16 protein-coding genes are annotated in these 18,201 nt (G+C 69.5%); 7 read left to right on the plus strand and 9 right to left on the minus strand.

The window, feature by feature from the left end; all coding sequences use genetic code 11:
* Nucleotides 1–2: 2 nt before the first annotated feature.
* A complete protein-coding gene (locus ACQ859_RS22845; protein ID WP_431266631.1) occupies nt 3–557 on the plus strand; it encodes a chromate transporter in 555 nt (184 codons plus the stop codon).
* A gap of 53 nt (nt 558–610) precedes the next feature.
* Here ACQ859_RS22845 and upp read toward each other — a convergent pair whose 3' ends face one another.
* From upp to ACQ859_RS22875, 6 genes are all read right to left on the minus strand, one after another.
* Nucleotides 611–1,243 carry a uracil phosphoribosyltransferase gene (gene upp / locus ACQ859_RS22850; protein WP_431262901.1) on the minus strand — a complete coding sequence of 211 codons (633 nt, stop codon included), beginning with the start codon at nt 1,241–1,243 and terminating at the stop codon, nt 611–613.
* Nucleotides 1,244–1,335: 92 nt separating this feature from the next.
* A complete protein-coding gene (rlmB, locus tag ACQ859_RS22855) occupies nt 1,336–2,091 on the minus strand; it encodes a 23S rRNA (guanosine(2251)-2'-O)-methyltransferase RlmB (RefSeq protein WP_431262902.1) in 756 nt (251 codons plus the stop codon).
* 46 nt (nt 2,092–2,137) lie between these two features.
* Nucleotides 2,138–2,923 carry a DUF1624 domain-containing protein gene (locus tag ACQ859_RS22860; protein WP_431262903.1) on the minus strand — a complete coding sequence of 262 codons (786 nt, stop codon included), beginning with the start codon at nt 2,921–2,923 and terminating at the stop codon, nt 2,138–2,140.
* Between the two features lie 140 nt (nt 2,924–3,063).
* Entirely contained in the window at nt 3,064–3,936 is an 873-nt protein-coding gene (locus ACQ859_RS22865; protein ID WP_431262904.1) for an ABC transporter permease subunit, read from the minus strand.
* On the minus strand, nt 3,911–4,711 hold the full coding sequence (locus tag ACQ859_RS22870) for a taurine ABC transporter ATP-binding protein (RefSeq protein WP_431262905.1): 801 nt from the start codon (nt 4,709–4,711) through the stop codon (nt 3,911–3,913). The genes ACQ859_RS22865 and ACQ859_RS22870 overlap by 26 nt, the downstream gene beginning before the upstream one ends.
* A gap of 17 nt (nt 4,712–4,728) precedes the next feature.
* Nucleotides 4,729–5,751 (minus strand): ABC transporter substrate-binding protein, encoded by a 1,023-nt coding sequence (locus ACQ859_RS22875; RefSeq protein WP_431262906.1) that lies wholly within the window; start codon nt 5,749–5,751, stop codon nt 4,729–4,731.
* Nucleotides 5,752–6,112: 361 nt separating this feature from the next.
* On the opposite strand from ACQ859_RS22875, the gene betC reads away from it, so the two are divergent.
* The gene (gene betC, locus ACQ859_RS22880) at nt 6,113–7,651 is read left to right on the plus strand and encodes a choline-sulfatase (RefSeq protein WP_431266632.1); all 1,539 of its coding nucleotides are present in this window, start codon (nt 6,113–6,115) and stop codon (nt 7,649–7,651) included.
* 72 nt (nt 7,652–7,723) lie between these two features.
* Nucleotides 7,724–10,021 (plus strand): TonB-dependent receptor, encoded by a 2,298-nt coding sequence (locus ACQ859_RS22885; protein ID WP_431262907.1) that lies wholly within the window; start codon nt 7,724–7,726, stop codon nt 10,019–10,021.
* On the opposite strand, the gene ACQ859_RS22890 is transcribed toward ACQ859_RS22885, so the two are convergent.
* Nucleotides 9,999–10,937 (minus strand): LysR substrate-binding domain-containing protein, encoded by a 939-nt coding sequence (locus ACQ859_RS22890; protein ID WP_431262908.1) that lies wholly within the window; start codon nt 10,935–10,937, stop codon nt 9,999–10,001. The genes ACQ859_RS22885 and ACQ859_RS22890 overlap by 23 nt on opposite strands.
* Nucleotides 10,938–11,176: 239 nt before the next feature.
* On the opposite strand from ACQ859_RS22890, the gene ACQ859_RS22895 reads away from it, so the two are divergent.
* Nucleotides 11,177–11,647 (plus strand): nuclear transport factor 2 family protein, encoded by a 471-nt coding sequence (locus ACQ859_RS22895; protein WP_431262909.1) that lies wholly within the window; start codon nt 11,177–11,179, stop codon nt 11,645–11,647.
* Nucleotides 11,648–11,795: 148 nt separating this feature from the next.
* Nucleotides 11,796–13,433, plus strand: a complete 1,638-nt coding sequence (locus ACQ859_RS22900; protein WP_431262910.1) for a DUF4832 domain-containing protein — start codon at nt 11,796–11,798, stop codon at nt 13,431–13,433.
* Between the two features lie 244 nt (nt 13,434–13,677).
* Here the strand turns inward: ACQ859_RS22900 and ACQ859_RS22905 are convergent, their stop codons facing one another.
* On the minus strand, nt 13,678–15,024 hold the full coding sequence (locus ACQ859_RS22905; protein ID WP_431262911.1) for a DUF6895 family protein: 1,347 nt from the start codon (nt 15,022–15,024) through the stop codon (nt 13,678–13,680).
* Between the two features lie 4 nt (nt 15,025–15,028).
* A complete protein-coding gene (locus tag ACQ859_RS22910; protein ID WP_377153175.1) occupies nt 15,029–15,259 on the minus strand; it encodes a hypothetical protein in 231 nt (76 codons plus the stop codon).
* Nucleotides 15,260–15,647: 388 nt separating this feature from the next.
* On the opposite strand from ACQ859_RS22910, the gene kdgD reads away from it, so the two are divergent.
* Nucleotides 15,648–16,562 carry a 5-dehydro-4-deoxyglucarate dehydratase gene (gene kdgD / locus ACQ859_RS22915; protein ID WP_431262912.1) on the plus strand — a complete coding sequence of 305 codons (915 nt, stop codon included), beginning with the start codon at nt 15,648–15,650 and terminating at the stop codon, nt 16,560–16,562.
* Nucleotides 16,563–16,670: 108 nt separating this feature from the next.
* Complete coding sequence (locus ACQ859_RS22920; protein ID WP_431262913.1) at nt 16,671–18,110, plus strand: aldehyde dehydrogenase family protein; 1,440 nt, start codon at nt 16,671–16,673, stop codon at nt 18,108–18,110.
* Nucleotides 18,111–18,201 lie beyond the last annotated feature (91 nt).

The following is an 18,201-nucleotide window of genomic DNA, read 5'->3' on the forward strand; positions in this document are numbered from 1 at the left end:
AGATGCTTGTCGGCACGCTGAGCTGGCCCGAGCTCGGCGCGCTGATGCTGCACTTCCTGATGCTGTCGCTGCTGTCGATCGGCGGCGCGATCACGACGGCGCCGGACATGCACCGCTACCTGGTCGACGAACGCCACTGGCTGACGGACCAGAGCTTCACCAGCTCGATCGCGCTGGCGCAGGCCGCGCCGGGCCCGAACATCCTGTTCGTCGCGGTGCTCGGCTTCAACGTGTCGGGGCTGCTGGGCGCTGCGGCGGCGATGGCCGGCATCCTGCTGCCGTCGACGACGCTGGTCGTGGCGGCGACGCGATGGGCGCGCAACAACCGCGAGCACCTGGGCGTCCGCGCGTTCACGGTCGGCATGGCGCCGCTCACGCTGGGCCTGATGATCGCGACCGGCTGGCTGCTGGCCGCGCCCTACCTCGTCGATCCCTCCCACCGCTGGGCGACGCTCACGATGATCGTCGTGACCGTGGTCCTCACGATGCGGACCAAGATCGGGATCGTGTGGATGGTCCTGGCCGGGGGTGTGCTGGGGGCGCTGGGGGTGGTGTAGGGACCGACGGCTTGTGTGCGGCACCTACGGCTGATGGGCGCTCAAACGCGCCCTCAGACGTCCTTCGTCCCGAAGATCTTGTCCCCGGCGTCGCCCAGGCCCGGAATGATGTAGCCGTTCTCGTTGAGGTGCGAGTCGATCGCCGCGGTCCAGCAGCGGATGTCCGGATGCGCCTTGTTCAGCGCCGCCACGCCTTCCGGCGCCGCAACCAGCACCAGCGCGCGGATGTCCTTGCAGCCGCGCTGCTTGAGCAGGTCCACCGTCGCGATCATCGAACCCGCCGTCGCCAGCATCGGATCGACGATCAGCGCGGTGCGTTCGTCCAGCTTGCCGACGAACTTCTCGAAGTAGTTCACCGGCTGCAGCGTCTCGTGGTCACGCGCCAGGCCGACCACGCTCACCTTGGCGTTGGGCATCATGTCCAGCACGCCGTCCAGCATGCCCAGACCCGCGCGCAGGATCGGCACCACCGTGACCTTGCGGCCCGCGATCTGGTCGATCTCGACCTGGCCGCACCAGCCCTCGATCGTCGTCTTCTCGAGCGGGAAGTCCGCCGTCGCCTCGTAGGCCAGCAGCCGCGCGACCTCGCCGGTCAGCTCGCGGAACTTCTTGGTGGACATGTCGCCCTCCCGCATCAGGCCGATCTTGTGCTTGACGAGGGGATGCGTGACTTCGATGACTGACATGGCGATACCGGGGATGAGGCTGCGGATGTTGGAACGGCGCCTCGTGGGCGCCGGAATGGTCGCGATTATCTCGCGTCGCTGTTCAAGCCTGCTCAGGCCTTCTTCTGGCGCTGGCGCAGCGCCTCGTACAGGCACACGCCGGCGGCGACCGACACGTTCAGGCTTTCCACCGCGCCGTGCATCGGGATGCGGACCAGTTCGTCGCAGGTCTTCGCGGTCAGCTGGCGCATGCCGTCACCCTCCGCGCCCAGCACCAGCGCCACCGGTCCCGTCAGGTCCAGGTCGTACAAGGTCTTCTCCGCCTGGTCCGAGGTGCCGATCACCCAGATGTCGCGCTCCTTGAGCTCATTGAGCGATCGCGCCAGGTTGGTGACCATCAGGTAGGGCACGGTCTCCGCGGCGCCGCTGGCGACCTTCGCCACCGTCGCGTTGAGTCCGACCGCATGGTCCTTGGGCGCGACCACCGCGTGGGCGCCGGCACCGTCGGCCACGCGCAGGCACGCGCCGAGGTTGTGCGGGTCGGTGACACCGTCCAGCACCAGCACCAGCGGCGGGCCCTCGACCTGCTCCAGCACCTCGTCCAGCGAATGCGACTGCGCCACCGCCTTGACCCGCGCCACCACGCCCTGGTGGCGGTGCGTGCCGCACAGCGCCTTCAGCCGGTCGTCGTCGCTCTCGACGAGCTTCGCCCCCGCCGCCTCGGCCTTCTCGAGGAAGCCGCGCATGCGCTGGTCCTTGCGGGTGGCGTCGAAGAGGATTTCCTGCACCGAGGCCGGCGCGGTCTTCAGGCGGACGGTGACGGCATGGAAGCCGAACAGGATCTGGGTCTTGGCGGGAGAGGAGCTCATGGACGCGATTGTCGCGCACCCTTGCCGGCCCTGACCGCCGGGCCCCTCACAGCAGACCCAACGTCCGCGCCCCCGTCAACGCGCCGATCATCACCGGCTGGTGGACCATGTAGTACGACAGCGACCACCGCCCCATCACCGACAGCGGACGGACCGCCGGCAGCAGCGGTCGCTGCATCCACTGCCGCACGGCCTCGATGCGCATCAGCGCGCAGCCCCACAGCATCGGACCCAGCCACGGCAGGATCGGCACATAGTCCTCGGTCAGCGGCTTGCGCGTGACCAGGCCGAGCCAGTTGGTGGTCCGGGTGTCGAAGAAGGGATGCGCGACGAAGAACGGCAGCGCGATCGCGACCGCGCCCAGCAGCCACAGCGCGGCCGTGGGCAGTCTCGAGAAGCCGAAGCGCACCAGGATGAGCATCAGCGCCATGCCGTGCAGCACGCCGAAGCTGATGAAGGAGCGCGGGAACATGAACCACGAGCCGATCGAGACCAGCAGCGCGCAGGCCATGACCTGACCCCAGCGGCGCCAGAAGCGGTCGGCCGTCTGGCCCTGGGCCAGCGCGACCGCCTGCCCCATCCCCGCACACAGCAGGAACAGGCTGACGATGCCGCTGCGCTGCCAGGTCCAGAACGGATCCCGGTAGAAGTCCTGCACGACGATCTTGAAGTAGCTCAGGTCGAAGCAGAAATGGAAGACGGTCATCCAGACCATCGCCACACCGCGCAACGCGTCGAGCCGGTCGTAGCGGGGAGTCGGCGGGAAGTCGCGAGACGCGGCGTCGAGGCCGGGGTCAGGCGTTGCGATCGGAAAGCGGGCCGGCGGATTCATCGGGGATGCAGTCTACATAAGCCGCCGCGCGACGCGATGACACGCGGCCGGCCATCGCTCATCAGCCCGCCCGACCCCCGCATTCAGGTGGGTCCGAGGCCCCAGCGACGGGCCAGCCCCCGGTGCCGACGGTCCCTCCGCTACTGCCGCCCCTTCCACGGCACCAGCCGGCGCTCCACCGCCCGCATGGCCGCCGAGAACGCGAAGGCGCAGAGCGCGATCACGCCGATGCCGAAGAACACGGCATCCGTCGACAGGAAGTGCGAGGCCGACATCACCATGAATCCGATCCCGCGCGTGGCGGCGATCAGCTCGGCCGCCATCAAGGTGCCCCAGCCGACGCCGAGCGCGATGCGGATGCCGGTCAGGATCTCGGGCAGCGCGGACGGCAGCACGATGTCCTTGAAGAGCTGCCAGCGCGTCGCACCCAGCGACAAGGCCGCGTTCACGCGCTCCTGCGACAGGGAGCGGACGCCCGCCTGCGCCGACATCACGACCGGCGCGAACATCGCCAGCGTCAGCAGCGCGATCTTCGAGGTCTCGCCGATGCCCAGCCAGATGATCATCAGCGGCAGGTAGGCCAGCGGCGGCAGGGGCCAGTAGAACTCGATCGGGGCGTCCAGGATGCCCTTGGCCCAGCGGTTCATGCCCATGGCCAGGCCCGCAGGAATGCCCAGCACGATCGCGAGGATCGCGGCGGCAAGGATGCGGCCCAGGCTGGCCGACACATGCGCCCACAGCGACGCGTTGGCGTAGCCCTCCGCGACGATGCTGCGCGCGGCCTCCAGCACTTCGCCCGGCGGCGGCAGGAACAGCGGCTCGACCCATCCGGCACGCGTCACCCCGTACCACGCGAGCAGGATCGCGGCGCCGGTGCCGAGACTGATGGGGACCGTCGACCGCTCGCCGATGCCGAAGCCGCGCAACTTGACGAGGCGCGGCCCGGCCGGGGCGCGGTGCGAGGCGAGATCTCGGGAACGACCGCGCTCATGCCGCGGCCTCCGCGCGCTCATGGCGCAGATCGCTGCGATGGACGATCGCGCGGATCTCCTCGCGCAGCGCGGCGAACCGCGGCTGCGTCTTCACGGCACGGGCGTCGCGATCCCGCGCGAACTGGTGGACGAAGTCGAGCTCGTAGCGCGCCACGATGCGGCCCGGGCGCGGCGACATCACGATCAGCGTGGTGCCCAGGAACAGGGCCTCCTCGATCGAGTGCGTGATGAAGAAGACCTGCTTGCGCGTGCGCGCCCAGACGTCCACCAGCAGTTCCTGCATCTGCTCGCGCGTCATGCTGTCCAGTGCGCCGAAGGGCTCGTCCATCAGCAGCAGGTCCGGATCGGTCGCCAGCGCGCGCGCCAGGCCCACACGCTGCCGCATGCCGCCCGACAGCTCGTGCGGCGCGGCCTGGGCGAAGTCCTGCAACCCCACCAGGCGCAACAGCGCCAGCGCCCGATCGTGACGCGCCGATCGACCGACACCGGCGAACTTCAGGCCCAGCGCCACGTTGTCGACGACGCTCGCCCAGGGCAGCAGCGTGTCCTTCTGGAACACCACGCCGCGGTCGGCGCCGGGACGATCCACGGGCCGGCCGTTGAGCGTGATGTGCCCTTCGGACAGCGGCAGGAAGCCGGCCATCGCGTTGAGCAGCGTCGACTTGCCGCAGCCCGAGGTGCCGAGCGCGACAACGAAGCCGGCCTCGGGGATGTCCAGCGAGACGCGGTCGAGGGCGTGGATGGGCTGGCCATCCCGGCCCTCGAACCACACGCTGGCCTGGTCGACGCGAAGCATGGCGGCCCCTCCGGAACTCACGGCGCCAGACCGGCCACGACGGCTGGCGTGACGAACGGCGCGTAGCTGGGCAGCACGCGCGGGATCTTGCGCTGCGACTGCAGGAACACCGCCGTCTCCTTCAGGATGCGGGCCACGCCGGACTTCTCGCCGCCGGCCAGCCACGCCTCGGTGGCCTGCGTCCGCGCCGGCAGCAGCGACAGGTTGCGCAATGCCGCCGCCTGCGTGGCGGGCGTGCCGCCGAGCAGCTTCGCCAGCGCGCGCGCGTGCTCGCTGTCCGGGCCCCAGGCCGCCGGGTCCTTCAGGAACGAGCCCGTGTACTTGTCCGCCGTGGCCGCGAAAGCCTTCAGGAAGGCGGGATTCGACGCGGCGAACGATGCGGACGCGACCCAGGCCGAGAAGGTCGGCGCGCCCTTGTCGGCGACGTCCTTCGATGTCACGAGCACCTTGCCGTTCTTCTTCAGCTCCGTCAGCGCCGGATCCCACACGAAGCCGCCGTCGAGGTCGCCGCGGTTGAAGCCCGCCACGATCTCGGGTTGCGGGATCGCGAAGACCTGAACGTCCTTCTCGGTGAGCCCCTGGCTCTTGATCAGCGCCAGCAGCTGGTAGTGGTCGGTCGAGACCGGCGCGGCGGCCAGCCGCTTGCCCTTGAGGTCGGCCACGGTGTTGATGCCCGAGCCGTTGCGCACGACCAGCGCCTCGTCGATGCCCGAGATCGAGGCGAGGTAGAACGCCTTGACGTCGAGGCCGCGCGAGACCGCCGCGGCGTACGGGCTGGAGCCGACGTAGCCGACCTGCACGTCGCCGGAGGCGATCGCGGCGAACACATCGGCGCCCGAATCGAACCGGCGGAAGTCGATCTGCACGCCGGTCGCCCGTGCGAACTCGCCGTTCGCGATCGCCACCGAGGACGGCAGCGCATCGGTCTGGTAGCCGACGACGACCTTGGTGTCGGCCGCGATCGCGTGACCGGCCGGCAGCAGCAGCGCGGCAGCGATGAGGACCGCGGTACGGCGGGTGATGGCGTTCAGGAATGTCATGGGGCGGAGGCCTTGTGGGTCAGACGGAGCACACGCCATGCAGGCGGGGGCTTTGCTCTTTCCATGCTAGCCAGCGCCGGGTCGGCGGGCTTAGCCGCATTCCGACTAAGCTCATGCGACATCGCTGAATCGTGTCGCCGTCAGAGGAGAAAACGGCCTGGCATAAGGGGCGCTGATCGATGCATCAGCGGACAACGCCTTCACGGTACGGAGAGCCCGTGCAGACAATCGTTCGTCCCATTCGATCGCCTGTTCCGTGCCCCAACTCGTGCCTCCATTCGCCCCGCTCCAGGCGCCGCACAAAGCGCCGCACAACGCGCCGTTCGACGCGTCTCAGAACGCCTCCAGGACCGCGCCCAACATCCTGCTGCTCATCGCCGACCAGCTCACGCCCGGCGCCCTCCCCGCCTACGGCAATCGCGTCGTGCGGGCGCCGCGCCTGCAGCGGCTCGCGGAAGAAGGCGTGGTGTTCGATTCGGCCTACTGCGCCAGTCCGCTGTGCGCGCCCGCGCGCCACGGCCTGCTGACGGGCCGGCTGCCTTCCACCTTCGGCGCGTTCGACAACGCGAGCGAGCTGCCCTCCGACGTGCCGACCCTCGCGCATCACCTGCGCCGCAGGGGCTACCTGAGCATCCTCGCGGGAAAGATGCACTTCACCGGCGCGGACCAGCTTCACGGCTACGAGGAGCGGCTGACCACCGACATCTATCCCGCCGACTTCGGCTGGACGCCGGACTGGAGCCGCCCCGGCGAGCGCCTGCCCTGGTACCACAACATGGACTCAGTGCTGCAGGCCGGCCGCTGCGTGCGAAGCAACCAGCTGGACTTCGACGACGAGGTCGTGTTCACCGCGCAGCGGCGGCTGTTCGACATCGCGCGACAGCCGGATGGACGACCGTTCTTCATGACGGTGTCGCTGACGCATCCGCACGACCCCTACGCCATCGCCGACCCGTGGTGGAGTCGGCATCGCGACGAGGACATCGACCTGCCGCGGCTGCGGGCCGCCGACGTGCGGGACGATCCGCACACGGCGCGGCTGCGGCGCGCCAGCCTGGCCGATGTCCAGCCGGCGAGCGAGGCTCAGGTGCGCGACGCGCGTCGCGGCTACTACGGCGCCATCTCGTACGTCGACGACCAGTTCGGCAAGCTGCTGGACACGCTGGAGGCGACCGGCCAGCGTGACGACACGATCGTCGTCGTGATCAGCGATCACGGCGACATGCTCGGTGAACGAGGCCTCTGGTACAAGATGTCGTTCTTCGAGCCGAGCGCGCGGGTCCCGCTGATCGTGCATGCGCCGCGCCGCTTCCGGCCGGGCCGTGTCGCCCAGAGCGTGTCGCTCGTCGACCTGCTGCCCACGCTGCTCGACCTGGCCCAGGACGGCGCAGGGAACGCGGAAGGCACGGAACGCCCGCAGACACCGGACATCCACGGCCGCTCGCTGCTGCCGCACCTGCTGCGCACCGGCGGCCATGACGAGGCGTTCGCGGAGTACCTCGGCGAGATCGCGCTGGCGCCCATCGTCATGATCCGCCGCGGCAGCCGCAAGTTCATCCACTCGCCGGCCGATCCCGACCAGCTCTACGACCTGGTCGCCGATCCACAGGAGCTGCACAACCTGGCCGACGACCCCGCGCATGCGGAAGAAGTCCGCGCGCTCCGCGAGGAGGCCGCGCGTCGCTGGGACCTGCCGGCGCTCGACGACCAGGTGCGGCGCAGCCAGCGTCAACGGCGCCTCGTCTTCGAGGCCGACGGTCATGGACGGCGTCCCGCCTGGGACTTCCAGCCGCGCGTCGATGCGAGCCGGCAATACGTGCGCAGCCACCTCACGCTCGACCAGATCGAGGCGATGGCGCGGTTCCCCGCGCCCCCGGCCGTCACCGCCGCACGCCCTTGACACCTCGCCCCTGACACCACGTCCTCCCCTCCCTTCCCGCTTCGCGTCCCGAGACGCCCTCAGCCATACGCCATGATCCGTTCCTTCAAGCGCACGCCCGTCTGCCTGGTCCTTGCCGCATTGCCGTGGTCCGCCATGGCACAGCAGGACGTCAGCGCGCCGGCCCCAGCCGCGTCCGCCTCCACGCGCACCGCCGGGGCCACGTCCACATCGACCGCCGCCGCCGGCCCCGCATCCACGATCGACGCGGTGACGGTCTTCGGCAACGGCCAGTCGCGCCAGGTCAATTCGCTGCGTCCGAGCGACCTGAGCGAGGCCCTCCCCGGCAGCAGCCCGCTGGCAGTGCTGAACAAGTTGCCCGGCGTGAACTTCCAGTCGGCCGACGCCTTCGGCGCCTACGAATGGTCGACCAAGCTCACCATCCGCGGCTTCGGCCAGAACCAGCTGGGCTACACGCTCGACGACGTGCCGCTGGGCGACATGAGCTACCGCAACCACAACGGCCTGCACATCAGCCGCGCCATCGCCTCGGAGAACATCGGCGACGTGCGGGTGTCGCAGGGCGCGGGCTCGTTGCAGACGGCGTCCAGCGGCAACCTGGGCGGCACGATCGAATTCCGCTCGCTCGATCCGTCTCCGCACCGCGGCGCCCACGCCGAGACGACGGTCGGCGAGGATGCGCTGCGGCGGACCTTCGTGCGGCTTGAATCGGGATCATTCGCCGGCGACACGCGCCTCGCGGTCAGCGTCGTCGACCAGCGTTCGGACAAGTGGAAGGGCCAGGGGCAGCAGCGCCAGCAGCAGTTCAACAGCAAGCTGGTGAGCACGCTCGGCGACGTGAAGCTCAGCGCCTTCCTCAACTACTCGCGCCGCCAGGAGGTCGACTACCAGGACCTGTCCAAGGAGATGATCGGCCGGCTGGGGACCCGCTGGGACAACTACTACGCGGACTGGAACGCGGCGCTGCACTCCGCCCGGGGCCAGTGGTCGCGCGGCGAGACCTCGATCGACGACGCGTACTACGCGGGGTCGGGCCAACGCCGGGACGTGCTCACCGGCGCGACGCTGGACTGGGGCATCACGGATCAGGTCGGGCTGAAGACGACGGTCTACCACCACCGCGACGAAGGCCCGAGCCTGTGGTTCACGCCCTACGCCCCGTCCTCCGACGCGGTGCCCGTCTCGCTGCGCACGGTGGAGTACGGCATCCGTCGTTCCGGCGTGCTGTCCACGCTGGAGGTGAGCACCGGCGCGCACGACCTGCGGGCCGGCTTCTGGCTGGAGGACAACCGGTTCGACCAGGCGATGCGCTTCTACTCCCAGGCGGCCGGTCCGATCTCGCCGTACGACGCGCCAAGGGACCCGACATCCACGCGCTGGGACTACCGCTTCGACACGCGGACCCTGCAGTTCCACGTGGCCGATTCGATCCGCCTGTCCTCGCAACTGCGCGCCGACGTCGGCGTCAAGTCGCTGGTCAGCTCCGACAGCGTCCACACGCGTTCGGGCCCGGAGAAGACCGGCAGCATCGATGCCCGCGGGCGTTTCCTGCCGCAGCTGGGGGTGAACTGGAAGCTAGCCCCGGCGCAGGAACTGTTCGCCTCGGCCTCGCGCAACCTGCGCGCCTACAAGGCCGCGGCGATGGAGGATTCCCCGTTCGCCTCGACCGACGCCGGCTTCCAGGCCACGCGGGGCCAACTGCGACCCGAGCGCTCCACCACGGTCGAAGGCGGCTGGCGGTATCGCGACCTCGGGGCGTCGGCGCTCGAAGCCTCCATCACCGCGTACCAGGTCGACTTCAAGCATCGCCTGCTCGCGATCCAGCAAGGCGCCGCCATCGAAGGCAATCCGTCGGTGCTGGCCAACGTCGGCCGCGTGAAGACCCACGGCGTGGAAGCCGGCCTGTCCTGGTCGCCGCTGCGCCACCTGCGCTGGTGGAACACGCTGAGCTTCAACGACGCCAAGTACCGGGACGACTTCGTCGACAACGGCGTCCTCGTCGCCACGGCCGGCAAGCAGGTGGTGGACGCGCCGCGCTGGCTCGCCAACACCAGCCTGCGTTACGACGACGGCCAGTGGTTCGGCCAGCTCGGCGCGCACTACGCGAGCCGGCGCTACTACACCTACCTCAACGACAACAGCGTGTCGGGCGCGACGCGCTGGGATCTCAGCGCCGGGGTGAAGCGTCCGGGCGGCGGCTTCGTGAAGTCATGGCGCGTGCAGGTGAGCGTGAGCAACCTGTTTGACAAGGACAGCGTCGCCGCCATCGGCACGAACGGCTTCGTCACGAGCGATCCGAACGGGACGGCGCAGACGCTGCTGCTGGCCGCGCCGCGCACCGCGGCGATCACCGTGGCGGGAGATTTCTGAGCGCCGTGGTGCGCGCGCACTCGGCGACCAGCCAGTCGCAGAACCGTCCCTGCAGCCCGTGCGACTGCCACGGCCGCAGGGTCGACAGGAAGTAGCCGCGCGAGGTCTGCAGCGGTTGCGCGTCGGCCTGCACGAGTTCGCCGCTGGCGAGCAGGTCGTCGACCAGCGGCGCCCAGCCGAGCGCCACGCCCAGGCCGGAGACCGCGGCCTGGACGACGAGGGAGTAGTCGTTGAAGGTGATCGCGTCCGACGCCGCGGGCGCGCGTTGGCCGCGACCGCGGAACCAGTCGGCCCAGCTCATCCAACGCGCCGTCGGGCCGTGCTGCTCCAGCTGGAGCAGCGGCATGGCCGCCAGCTCGCGCGGCGTGGGCAGGCCGTGGCGCAACAGCGCCGGACTGCACACCGGCACCACGGACTCGGCGAAGAGCAGGCGATGCGAGCCGGCGTCGGGGCATTCGCCGAAGATGACGCTGAGGTCGGGCACGCCGACACGGGCATCGGGCTCGCTCTGCGAGGTCAGGACGCGCAGCTGCAACTCCGGAATGGCCTGGCGCAGCGCGACCATGCGCGGCAGCAGCCACAGCTTGGCGAATCCGAAGTCCGTGGACAGCGTCAAGGTGCGGCGCGACTGCTGCGTCCGCATGTCGGCGGTGACCAGGCGCAAGGCCTCCAGCGTCTGCTGCACCGTCTCGAGGAGGCGTTCGCCTTCGTGGGTCAGGCGCACACCGCGATGCAGCCGGTCGAACAGCGGCAGCCCCAGTTCGTCCTCCAGCTTGCGGATGCGCAGGCTGACGGCAGGCTGCGTCGCGCCGAGTTCCTCGGCCGCCGACGTGAAGTTGAGGTGCCTCGCGGCGGATTCGAAATGGATCAGCGACTGCAGCGCGGGCAACTGCTGCGGCAAGGCCTTGGTGGACATCGAGGGCTCCGGGTCGGGTTCCCCAATGCAGGAAACGGCCGGAAGCTAACACCCGCCGAAGGCGCGTCCAAATGAGTTCCGCGGATATGCATATGGCCTCGAGGCGCCCTCGTTCCGAAGGATGGCGAGGCGGGCATCGCCGGGTCATGCCGAGCAGATAGCATCGCCGCACGCCCAGCCAGCCTCAAGCGACTCAGCCAGCCTTGTTTCGAGTACCCCCTCCCACCACGGACCTGACGATGCACCAACAATCCCGCACCCTTTCCCTCTTCCTCGCCGGCGCCCTGCTGCTCGCCGGCGCGTCGCACGCCGCACCGCCGCCAGCGCGCGAGCTCTCCCAGGAGGAGACCAACCGCGCCCTGGTGCTCGACTTCTACGACCGCTTCTTCAACAAGCACGACATCGCGTCGGCGCGCGTGGTCGCCGACAGCTACCGCCAGCACAACCCCGACGTCCCGGACGGCAAGGCGCCGTTCGTCTCTTACTTCAGCGGCTTCTTCAAGGAGCACCCGAAGTCGACGTCTCGCATCGTGCGCAGCGCCACGTCCGGGGATCTGGTCTACCTGCACGTCCACTTCAAGGTCGACCCGAACGATCGCGGCCAGGCCGTGGTGGACATCTTCCGCGTCGCGGACGGGAAGATCGTCGAGCACTGGGATGTCTCGCAGGACGTGCCCGAGAAGGCGGCGAACAGGAACACGATGTTCTGATCGCCGGCGGCGACGGCGCTTTCGACGCGCCGCGTCGCGAAAGACTTTTTCCAAACACCGCCCGCGAAGCACTCTGTTGCGCTCGGTATCGGCGTTCCTGGCTTCTGCAGAAATACATTGGCAACAAACCAGCCAATGAGCCGAATCCATGCAGAAGCCCCGCCTCCTCCGCCGTCCGTTCCTGGGCATGAGCCCGATCGCCGCGGTGTTCTCGATGGCCGTCCTCACGGCCTGTGGCGGCGGTTCGGGATCGAGCGAGGCCTCGCCGCCGCCGGTGGCCACCACCCCGCCGCCGACCGGCGCCAGCTCGCCAACGACGCCGACAACACCGGAAACGCCGTCCACACCGACGACGCCGACCACGCCTTCGACGCCCACGACACCGACCGTCCCGCCGACGCCGGAAACACCGACGACCACGCCGGTACCGACGCCGGTGCCGCCCGCTGGCACCGACGATCCCCAGACTGTCGCCACCTTCACCGCGACCGACGCCGAGCTCCCCAACCCCGAGCGCGGCTTCTACCGCTGGACCTGGGCCAACCTCGACACCTTCACCCGCGCCGACGCCGATGACGCCTACAAGGCCGGATATCGCCTGCTGTTCTCCAAGCTGGACCTGTCGGCCTATCGCGGTTCAGACCTGACCCCGGCATTGCTCGCGCAGGTCGAGACGGCGCTCGATCACGCACGCGCCGCCGGCGTGAAGCTGGTGATCCGCGTCGTCTACAACTATCCGGAGTCCGAGGTCGACTACCAGAACGCCAAGGACGCGCCGCTGTCACGCGTGCTCGCACACATCACGCAGTTCAAGCCGGTCCTGCAGCGCAACGCCGATGTCATCGCGTTCATGCAGGCGGGCTTCATCGGCGCGTGGGGCGAGTGGCACACCTCCTCCAACAACCTGACCGCGGCGGCCAGCCGCAACCAGATCCGCGATGCGCTGCTCGCCGCGCTGCCGGCGAGCCGCTTCATCCAACTGCGTTATCCGCCCTACGTGATGGACGGCACGCCGACGCTGCCGACCCTGAGCGCGGTGCTGACCGGCAGCCTGCGCGTCGGGGTGCACAACGACTGCTTCCTCGCCAGCAAGACGGACGTCGGCACCTACGACGACAACACGGCCACCGCGACCAAGCAGCGCGACTACGTCGACCGGCTGGGCGACCTCGCTCCGTTCGGCGGCGAGACCTGCAACCCGGCCGACGAAGCCGGCGCCGTACCGCGCAGCCAATGCGCGGACATCCTCGGCGAGGGCGCCCGCTACAACCTGACCTACCTCAACGACGAGTACTACCGCACCGCCTTCCACGACAAGTGGGTGCAAGGCGGCTGCATGGCCGAGGTGCGCCGGAAGATGGGCTATCGGCTGGCCCTGGTGAAGGTGTCGCACGCGGTGTCGGTGGCGCGAGGTCAGGCCTTGAGTGTTCGTCTGGATCTGCGTAATGACGGTTGGGCGCGCGTGTTCAATCCGCGCGGCGTGCAGCTGGTGCTCAAGAACGCGACGAGCGGTGAGGTGCGCCGCATCGACGCCTCCGGCGCGGATCCGCGCACGTGGCTGCCGGGCGGCGTTGACCAGGCGGCGACGCTCGCCGCGTCCGTGCCGGCCGATCTGCCGGCCGGTCGTTACCAGGTCAGCGTGGCGTTGCCCGACGGCGACGCGCGCCTGGCCACCGACGCGCGATTCGCGATCCGCTGGGCCAATGCCGACAACGCCGCGTCGGGACAACGCTGGGATGCGACGCTGGGGGCCTTCTCGCTCGGGACCGTCGTCGACGTGAAGTGATTTGGCTGCACGAGCGCTATCGTTGACTGCCTAGTCCGCTGGCCCTCACCCCCGCCCTCTCCCGCAAGCGGGAGAGGGAGCAGCAGGTCCTCCGCTGCAAGTGCTTGACACGGTTGCTCCCCCGCAGGCGGGAGAGGGAGAAAGAGGAGCCGGCGCTGCGAGCGGAGCCTGTCGGACTCCCTCTCCCGCTTGCGGGAGAGGGCGGGGTGAGGGCCGGCGTAGGCGCCGAGAGGACGGCCGGCGATCAGCGCGAGGCCATCGCCTCCGCCTGCAGGCGACCGATGGCCGTGATGCGCTGAAGGCGCCGCAGGGCCTGATGCGCCGACGGCCCGTCGCAATCGTCATGCTCCAGCGTCGCGGCCAGGGCTTCGCGCAGTCGCGGGATGTCGTTGGCCGAGGCCGCCCGGCGGAACCAGACGCTGAAGCACAGGGACGACAACGCCCCGCGCTGGCGTTCCCCGAGCGCCACGAAGTCCCGCTGCCAGCGAGGCACGAGCGCTCTCGCCGGCAAGCTGTCGAGCAGGTCTCCGCCGGAGCGATGGCGCATCTGCCGCGACGGTGCCGCGAGCAGCAGTTCCTGAGGCAGTTCCATGCCCGACTGCAGCGCGACAGCGCACAGCATGCCCATGACGAGATTGGCGTGATACGACGTGCGCATCACCACCTCCTCGTGTGCCAGGCCATGTCCGGACCGCGCAGCCCAACGCGCGTAGTCCGGGCCCGGCAGGAACGCCTGCTGGTCCTGGGCCCGCGCCAGCACGTCGAACGCGAAAACCGACGCCACGCTCCACGGCTGGCGCAGCATCGGCCACGTCCATAGCAGCTCCGCCGCCAGATCGAAGTTGTCCGCATCGAGCGCCGCGGCCAGACCCGCTTCCGCTTCGGCGAGGATGTCCTCGACCGGCCGCGGCAGAGGCACCGGGCGCCGCCCCATGTCCGACGCGTACATCACCACGTGCGTGAACATGTAGAGGTCCAGCGTCGAGCAGCCCAGAACATCGAGCGGCCACCCGATGCACGTCGCGACCAGCAGCTCCTCATCGATCGGTTCGACGTCGACGCGACCGCGCCGGATCTGGTCGAGCCAGGCGCATTCGAGCTGGTGATTCGGCAGGCGTTCCGGGCCGCAGGCGTCCTCGCCGTCGAGGATGTCGTCGAGCAGCCGTTCGAACGCCTCGTCCGGATATCCGGCGTCGCCGAGGAACAGATGCGCCGACGCATGCTCCAGCGCGCGGCCCGCGTCGTTGCACAGGCGTTCGCGTACCCTCGCCCCACGCGCCTGCGCCACGAGTTGAACGGCGAGCAGCCGGGCCTCGACATCGAGCGTCTCGTCCTCCCCGCGCAGCGGCGCCGTCGTGCGCAGCAGCATCGCGGCCTCGCCCACGACCTTGCCGAGCACGAGCGCGGCGGGCCGGTCCGCGCCGCCTTCAACCGGCGCCTCCTCCTCCGCGGCCGCGGCCGCCTTCAAGGTTCTCCGGGCCAGGCGCACCGCGAGGTGCACACGGCCCAGCAGGTCGTCCCGACGCCGGGTCGCGACCGACCGCCTGCCCACCATCGGCCGGACCGGAAGCATCGAGACAACCGCGTTCATCTCGTCACTCGCGCAGTTGGGGGACGTTGCGCAGGATGTCCAGCTCCGGTCCCGGCCAGCCGCAGTTCCAGATGGCGTGGCGATTGATGATGGTGACCAGCGGCTCGCCCTGCAGCAGGGCGCGTTCGCCGAACTTGGCGAAGGTCGCGCTCACCGCGTCGATGTTGATGGCCTTGCTCTCGACGAGCGCTTCGATGACCTGCTGCTGGAAAGCGGTTCTCGCTTCGGTTCTCATGGCTGACTCCTTGGTAAAGCTGATAGGGCTGTAAGGCCTGATGACTGCGTGGCTCATGCCGCGACGAGGCCTTTCAGACGGCCCCGGCGCATCGGGAACAAAGCGGACTGCTTCCCCTCGATCGCCTACCGGTTGTAGATGCCGCTCCCGCGACCCACTACCCCTAGCTCTCCCCCTCTGAAGTGGTCCCTCCAATGGGCGCCCGCGAATGAGCGCCCTCCATTGGGGGACGCTGCGCGAAGAACGGTTAGGTGATTACCCGCAGTTGTACGACATCCCTCTTGAACCGTGATGTCCTGCTCGCTACCATCCGCTCACGCTGGTACCGGTACCAATCCCGATGCGATGACGGGTCCAGCGCTGTTGTAGCCACGGAGACAAGCCCCTCATGACCTCGCCCCAAGCCCTCAAAGAGACGATTTCCCACGGCCTGCTGTCGTTCCCGCTGACCGACTTCGACGCCCAGCTGAACTTCGCGCCCAAGCCCTACGCCGAGCGCCTCGAATGGCTGATGCCCTACGGCGCCACCGCCCTGTTCGCCGCCGGCGGCACCGGCGAGTTCTTCTCGCTCGAGCCCAAGGAATACAGCGACGTCATCCGCGTCGCCGTCGAGACCTGCAAGGGCCGCATGCCCATCATCGCCGGCGCCGGCGGCCCGACCAAGGTCGCGATCCAGTACGCGCAGGAAGCCGAGCGCCTGGGCGCCCAGGGCATCCTGCTGCTGCCCCACTACCTGACCGAAGCGTCGCAGGAAGGCCTGGTCGCCCACGTGCAGGCCGTGTGCCGCAGTGTCAAGTTCGGCGTCATCGTCTACAACCGCGGCGCCTGCCGCCTGACGCCCGAATCGCTGCTCAAGCTGGCCGACACCTGCCCCAACCTGATCGGCTTCAAGGACGGCTTCGGCGACATCGAATCCTTCGTCTCCATCCGCCAGACCCTCGGCGACCGCTTCAGCTACCTGGGCGGCCTGCCCACCGCCGAAGTCTTCGCCGGCGCCTACCGCGCCATGGGCTGCCCGGTGTATTCGTCGGCCGTCTTCAACTTCATCCCGAAGACCGCCATCGATTTCTACAACGCCCACGCCGCCAGCGACACCGCGACGACGGACCGCCTGATCAAGGAGTTCTTCCTGCCCTACATCGCCCTGCGCAACAAGGGCCACGGCTACGCGGTCTCCATCGTCAAGGCCGGCGCCACCCTCATCGGCCACACCGCCGGTCCGGTGCGCCCGCCGCTGTCCGACCTCAAGCCCGCCGAAGTCGACGAACTGGGCGCGCTGATCTCCAAGCTGGGTCCGCAGTAACGACCCACGACGCGCGCCGGTCGTCACGGCGGCGCGCGTTCCCCTTCCCTCGCCGCGTCCCCCGGTGGCGACGAGCGAAGCGCAGTCCAAGACAGAGAGCAGTCCGCCATGTTCAAGAACCTCATCAACGGCGAGTGGGTCGACGGCCCCCGCGCTTCCCGCAACATCAACCCGAGCGACACGCGCGACGTGGTCGGCGAATACGCCCAGGCCGACGTGACGCAGACCCGCGCCGCGATCGCCGCCGCGCGCAACGCCTTCGGCAAGTGGAGCCTGGCCACGCCGCAGCAGCGCTTCGACGTGCTCGACGCCGCCGGGGCTGAGATCCTCGCGCGCCGCGCCGAGCTCGGCGACCTCCTCGCCCGCGAGGAAGGCAAGACGCTGCCCGAAGCGATCGGCGAAGTCGCCCGCGCCGGCAACATCTTCAAGTTCTTCGCCGGCGAGGCGCTGCGCGTCGGCGGCGAGGTCGTGCCGTCCGTGCGCCCCGGCGTCGGCGTCGAGGTCACCCGCGAGCCCATCGGCGTCGTCGGCCTGATCACGCCGTGGAACTTCCCGATCGCGATCCCCGCATGGAAGATCGCCCCGGCCCTGGCCTTCGGCAACAGCGTGGTGCTCAAGCCCGCCGACCTGGTGCCGGGCTCGGCCTGGGCCCTGGCCGACATCCTCAAGCGCGCGGGCCTGCCCGACGGCGTCTTCAACCTCGTCATGGGCCGCGGCTCCGAGGTCGGCGCCGAGCTGCTGGAGAACGCCGGCGTCGACGCCATCAGCTTCACCGGCAGCGTGGCCACCGGCCAGCGCGTCGCCGCGGCCTGCGTGGCGCGCGGCGCCAAGTTCCAGCTGGAGATGGGCGGCAAGAACCCGTTCGTCGTGCTGGACGACGCGGACCTGGACGTCGCCGTCGCGGCCGCGATCAACAGCGGCTTCTTCTCGACCGGCCAGCGCTGCACCGCGTCCTCGCGCCTGATCGTCACCGAAGGCATCCACGACCGCTTCGTGGCCGCGATGGTCGAGCGCATGAAGACGCTGAAGGTCGACGACGCCCGCAAGGCCGGCACCGACATCGGTCCGGTCGTCGACGAGCGCCAGCTCGCGCAGGACCTGGAGTACATCGCCATCGCCAAGACCGAGGGCGCGACGCTCGCCGCCGGCGGCGAGGCCGTGGCCAGCAGCAGCGCGGGCGCGCCCGGCTTCTACCTGACGCCGGCGCTCTTCACCGAGACCGCGGCGGCCATGCGCATCAACCGCGAAGAAGTCTTCGGCCCGGTCGTGAGCGTGATCAAGGCCAAGAACTACGACGAGGCGCTGCACCTGGCCAACGACACGCCGTTCGGCCTGGCCACCGGCATCGCGACCACCTCGCTGAAGCACGCGACGCACTTCAAGCGCCACGCGCAGGCCGGGATGGTGATGGTCAACCTGCCGACCGCGGGCGTGGACTATCACGTGCCGTTCGGCGGCCGCAAGTCGTCGAGCTACGGCCCGCGCGAGCAGGGCCGCTACGCCGCCGAGTTCTACACGACGGTGAAGACGGCTTACACGCAGGCCTGACGACAGGCTGGATCCCCAGCTGATTCCAAGCCCGACCCCGGGCTATTCCGACAAGGAAGCCGGCGCAGACCGGCCCTCGATACGATCCGGA

Source organism: Roseateles chitinivorans (assembly GCF_050632235.1).
GTDB classification, from domain to species: domain Bacteria; phylum Pseudomonadota; class Gammaproteobacteria; order Burkholderiales; family Burkholderiaceae_C; genus Roseateles; species Roseateles chitinivorans_A.

Coding starts and splice junctions, on each gene's coding strand:
- ACQ859_RS22845 (WP_431266631.1), top strand. CDS start 3: ATGCTTGTCGGCACGCTGAGCTGGCCCGAGCTCGGCGCGCTGATGCTG.
- upp (WP_431262901.1), bottom strand. CDS start 1,243: ATGTCAGTCATCGAAGTCACGCATCCCCTCGTCAAGCACAAGATCGGC.
- rlmB (WP_431262902.1), bottom strand. CDS start 2,091: ATGAGCTCCTCTCCCGCCAAGACCCAGATCCTGTTCGGCTTCCATGCC.
- ACQ859_RS22860 (WP_431262903.1), bottom strand. CDS start 2,923: ATGAATCCGCCGGCCCGCTTTCCGATCGCAACGCCTGACCCCGGCCTC.
- ACQ859_RS22865 (WP_431262904.1), bottom strand. CDS start 3,936: ATGAGCGCGCGGAGGCCGCGGCATGAGCGCGGTCGTTCCCGAGATCTC.
- ACQ859_RS22870 (WP_431262905.1), bottom strand. CDS start 4,711: ATGCTTCGCGTCGACCAGGCCAGCGTGTGGTTCGAGGGCCGGGATGGC.
- ACQ859_RS22875 (WP_431262906.1), bottom strand. CDS start 5,751: ATGACATTCCTGAACGCCATCACCCGCCGTACCGCGGTCCTCATCGCT.
- ACQ859_RS22885 (WP_431262907.1), top strand. CDS start 7,724: ATGATCCGTTCCTTCAAGCGCACGCCCGTCTGCCTGGTCCTTGCCGCA.
- ACQ859_RS22890 (WP_431262908.1), bottom strand. CDS start 10,937: ATGTCCACCAAGGCCTTGCCGCAGCAGTTGCCCGCGCTGCAGTCGCTG.
- ACQ859_RS22895 (WP_431262909.1), top strand. CDS start 11,177: ATGCACCAACAATCCCGCACCCTTTCCCTCTTCCTCGCCGGCGCCCTG.
- ACQ859_RS22900 (WP_431262910.1), top strand. CDS start 11,796: ATGCAGAAGCCCCGCCTCCTCCGCCGTCCGTTCCTGGGCATGAGCCCG.
- ACQ859_RS22905 (WP_431262911.1), bottom strand. CDS start 15,024: ATGAACGCGGTTGTCTCGATGCTTCCGGTCCGGCCGATGGTGGGCAGG.
- ACQ859_RS22910 (WP_377153175.1), bottom strand. CDS start 15,259: ATGAGAACCGAAGCGAGAACCGCTTTCCAGCAGCAGGTCATCGAAGCG.
- kdgD (WP_431262912.1), top strand. CDS start 15,648: ATGACCTCGCCCCAAGCCCTCAAAGAGACGATTTCCCACGGCCTGCTG.
- ACQ859_RS22920 (WP_431262913.1), top strand. CDS start 16,671: ATGTTCAAGAACCTCATCAACGGCGAGTGGGTCGACGGCCCCCGCGCT.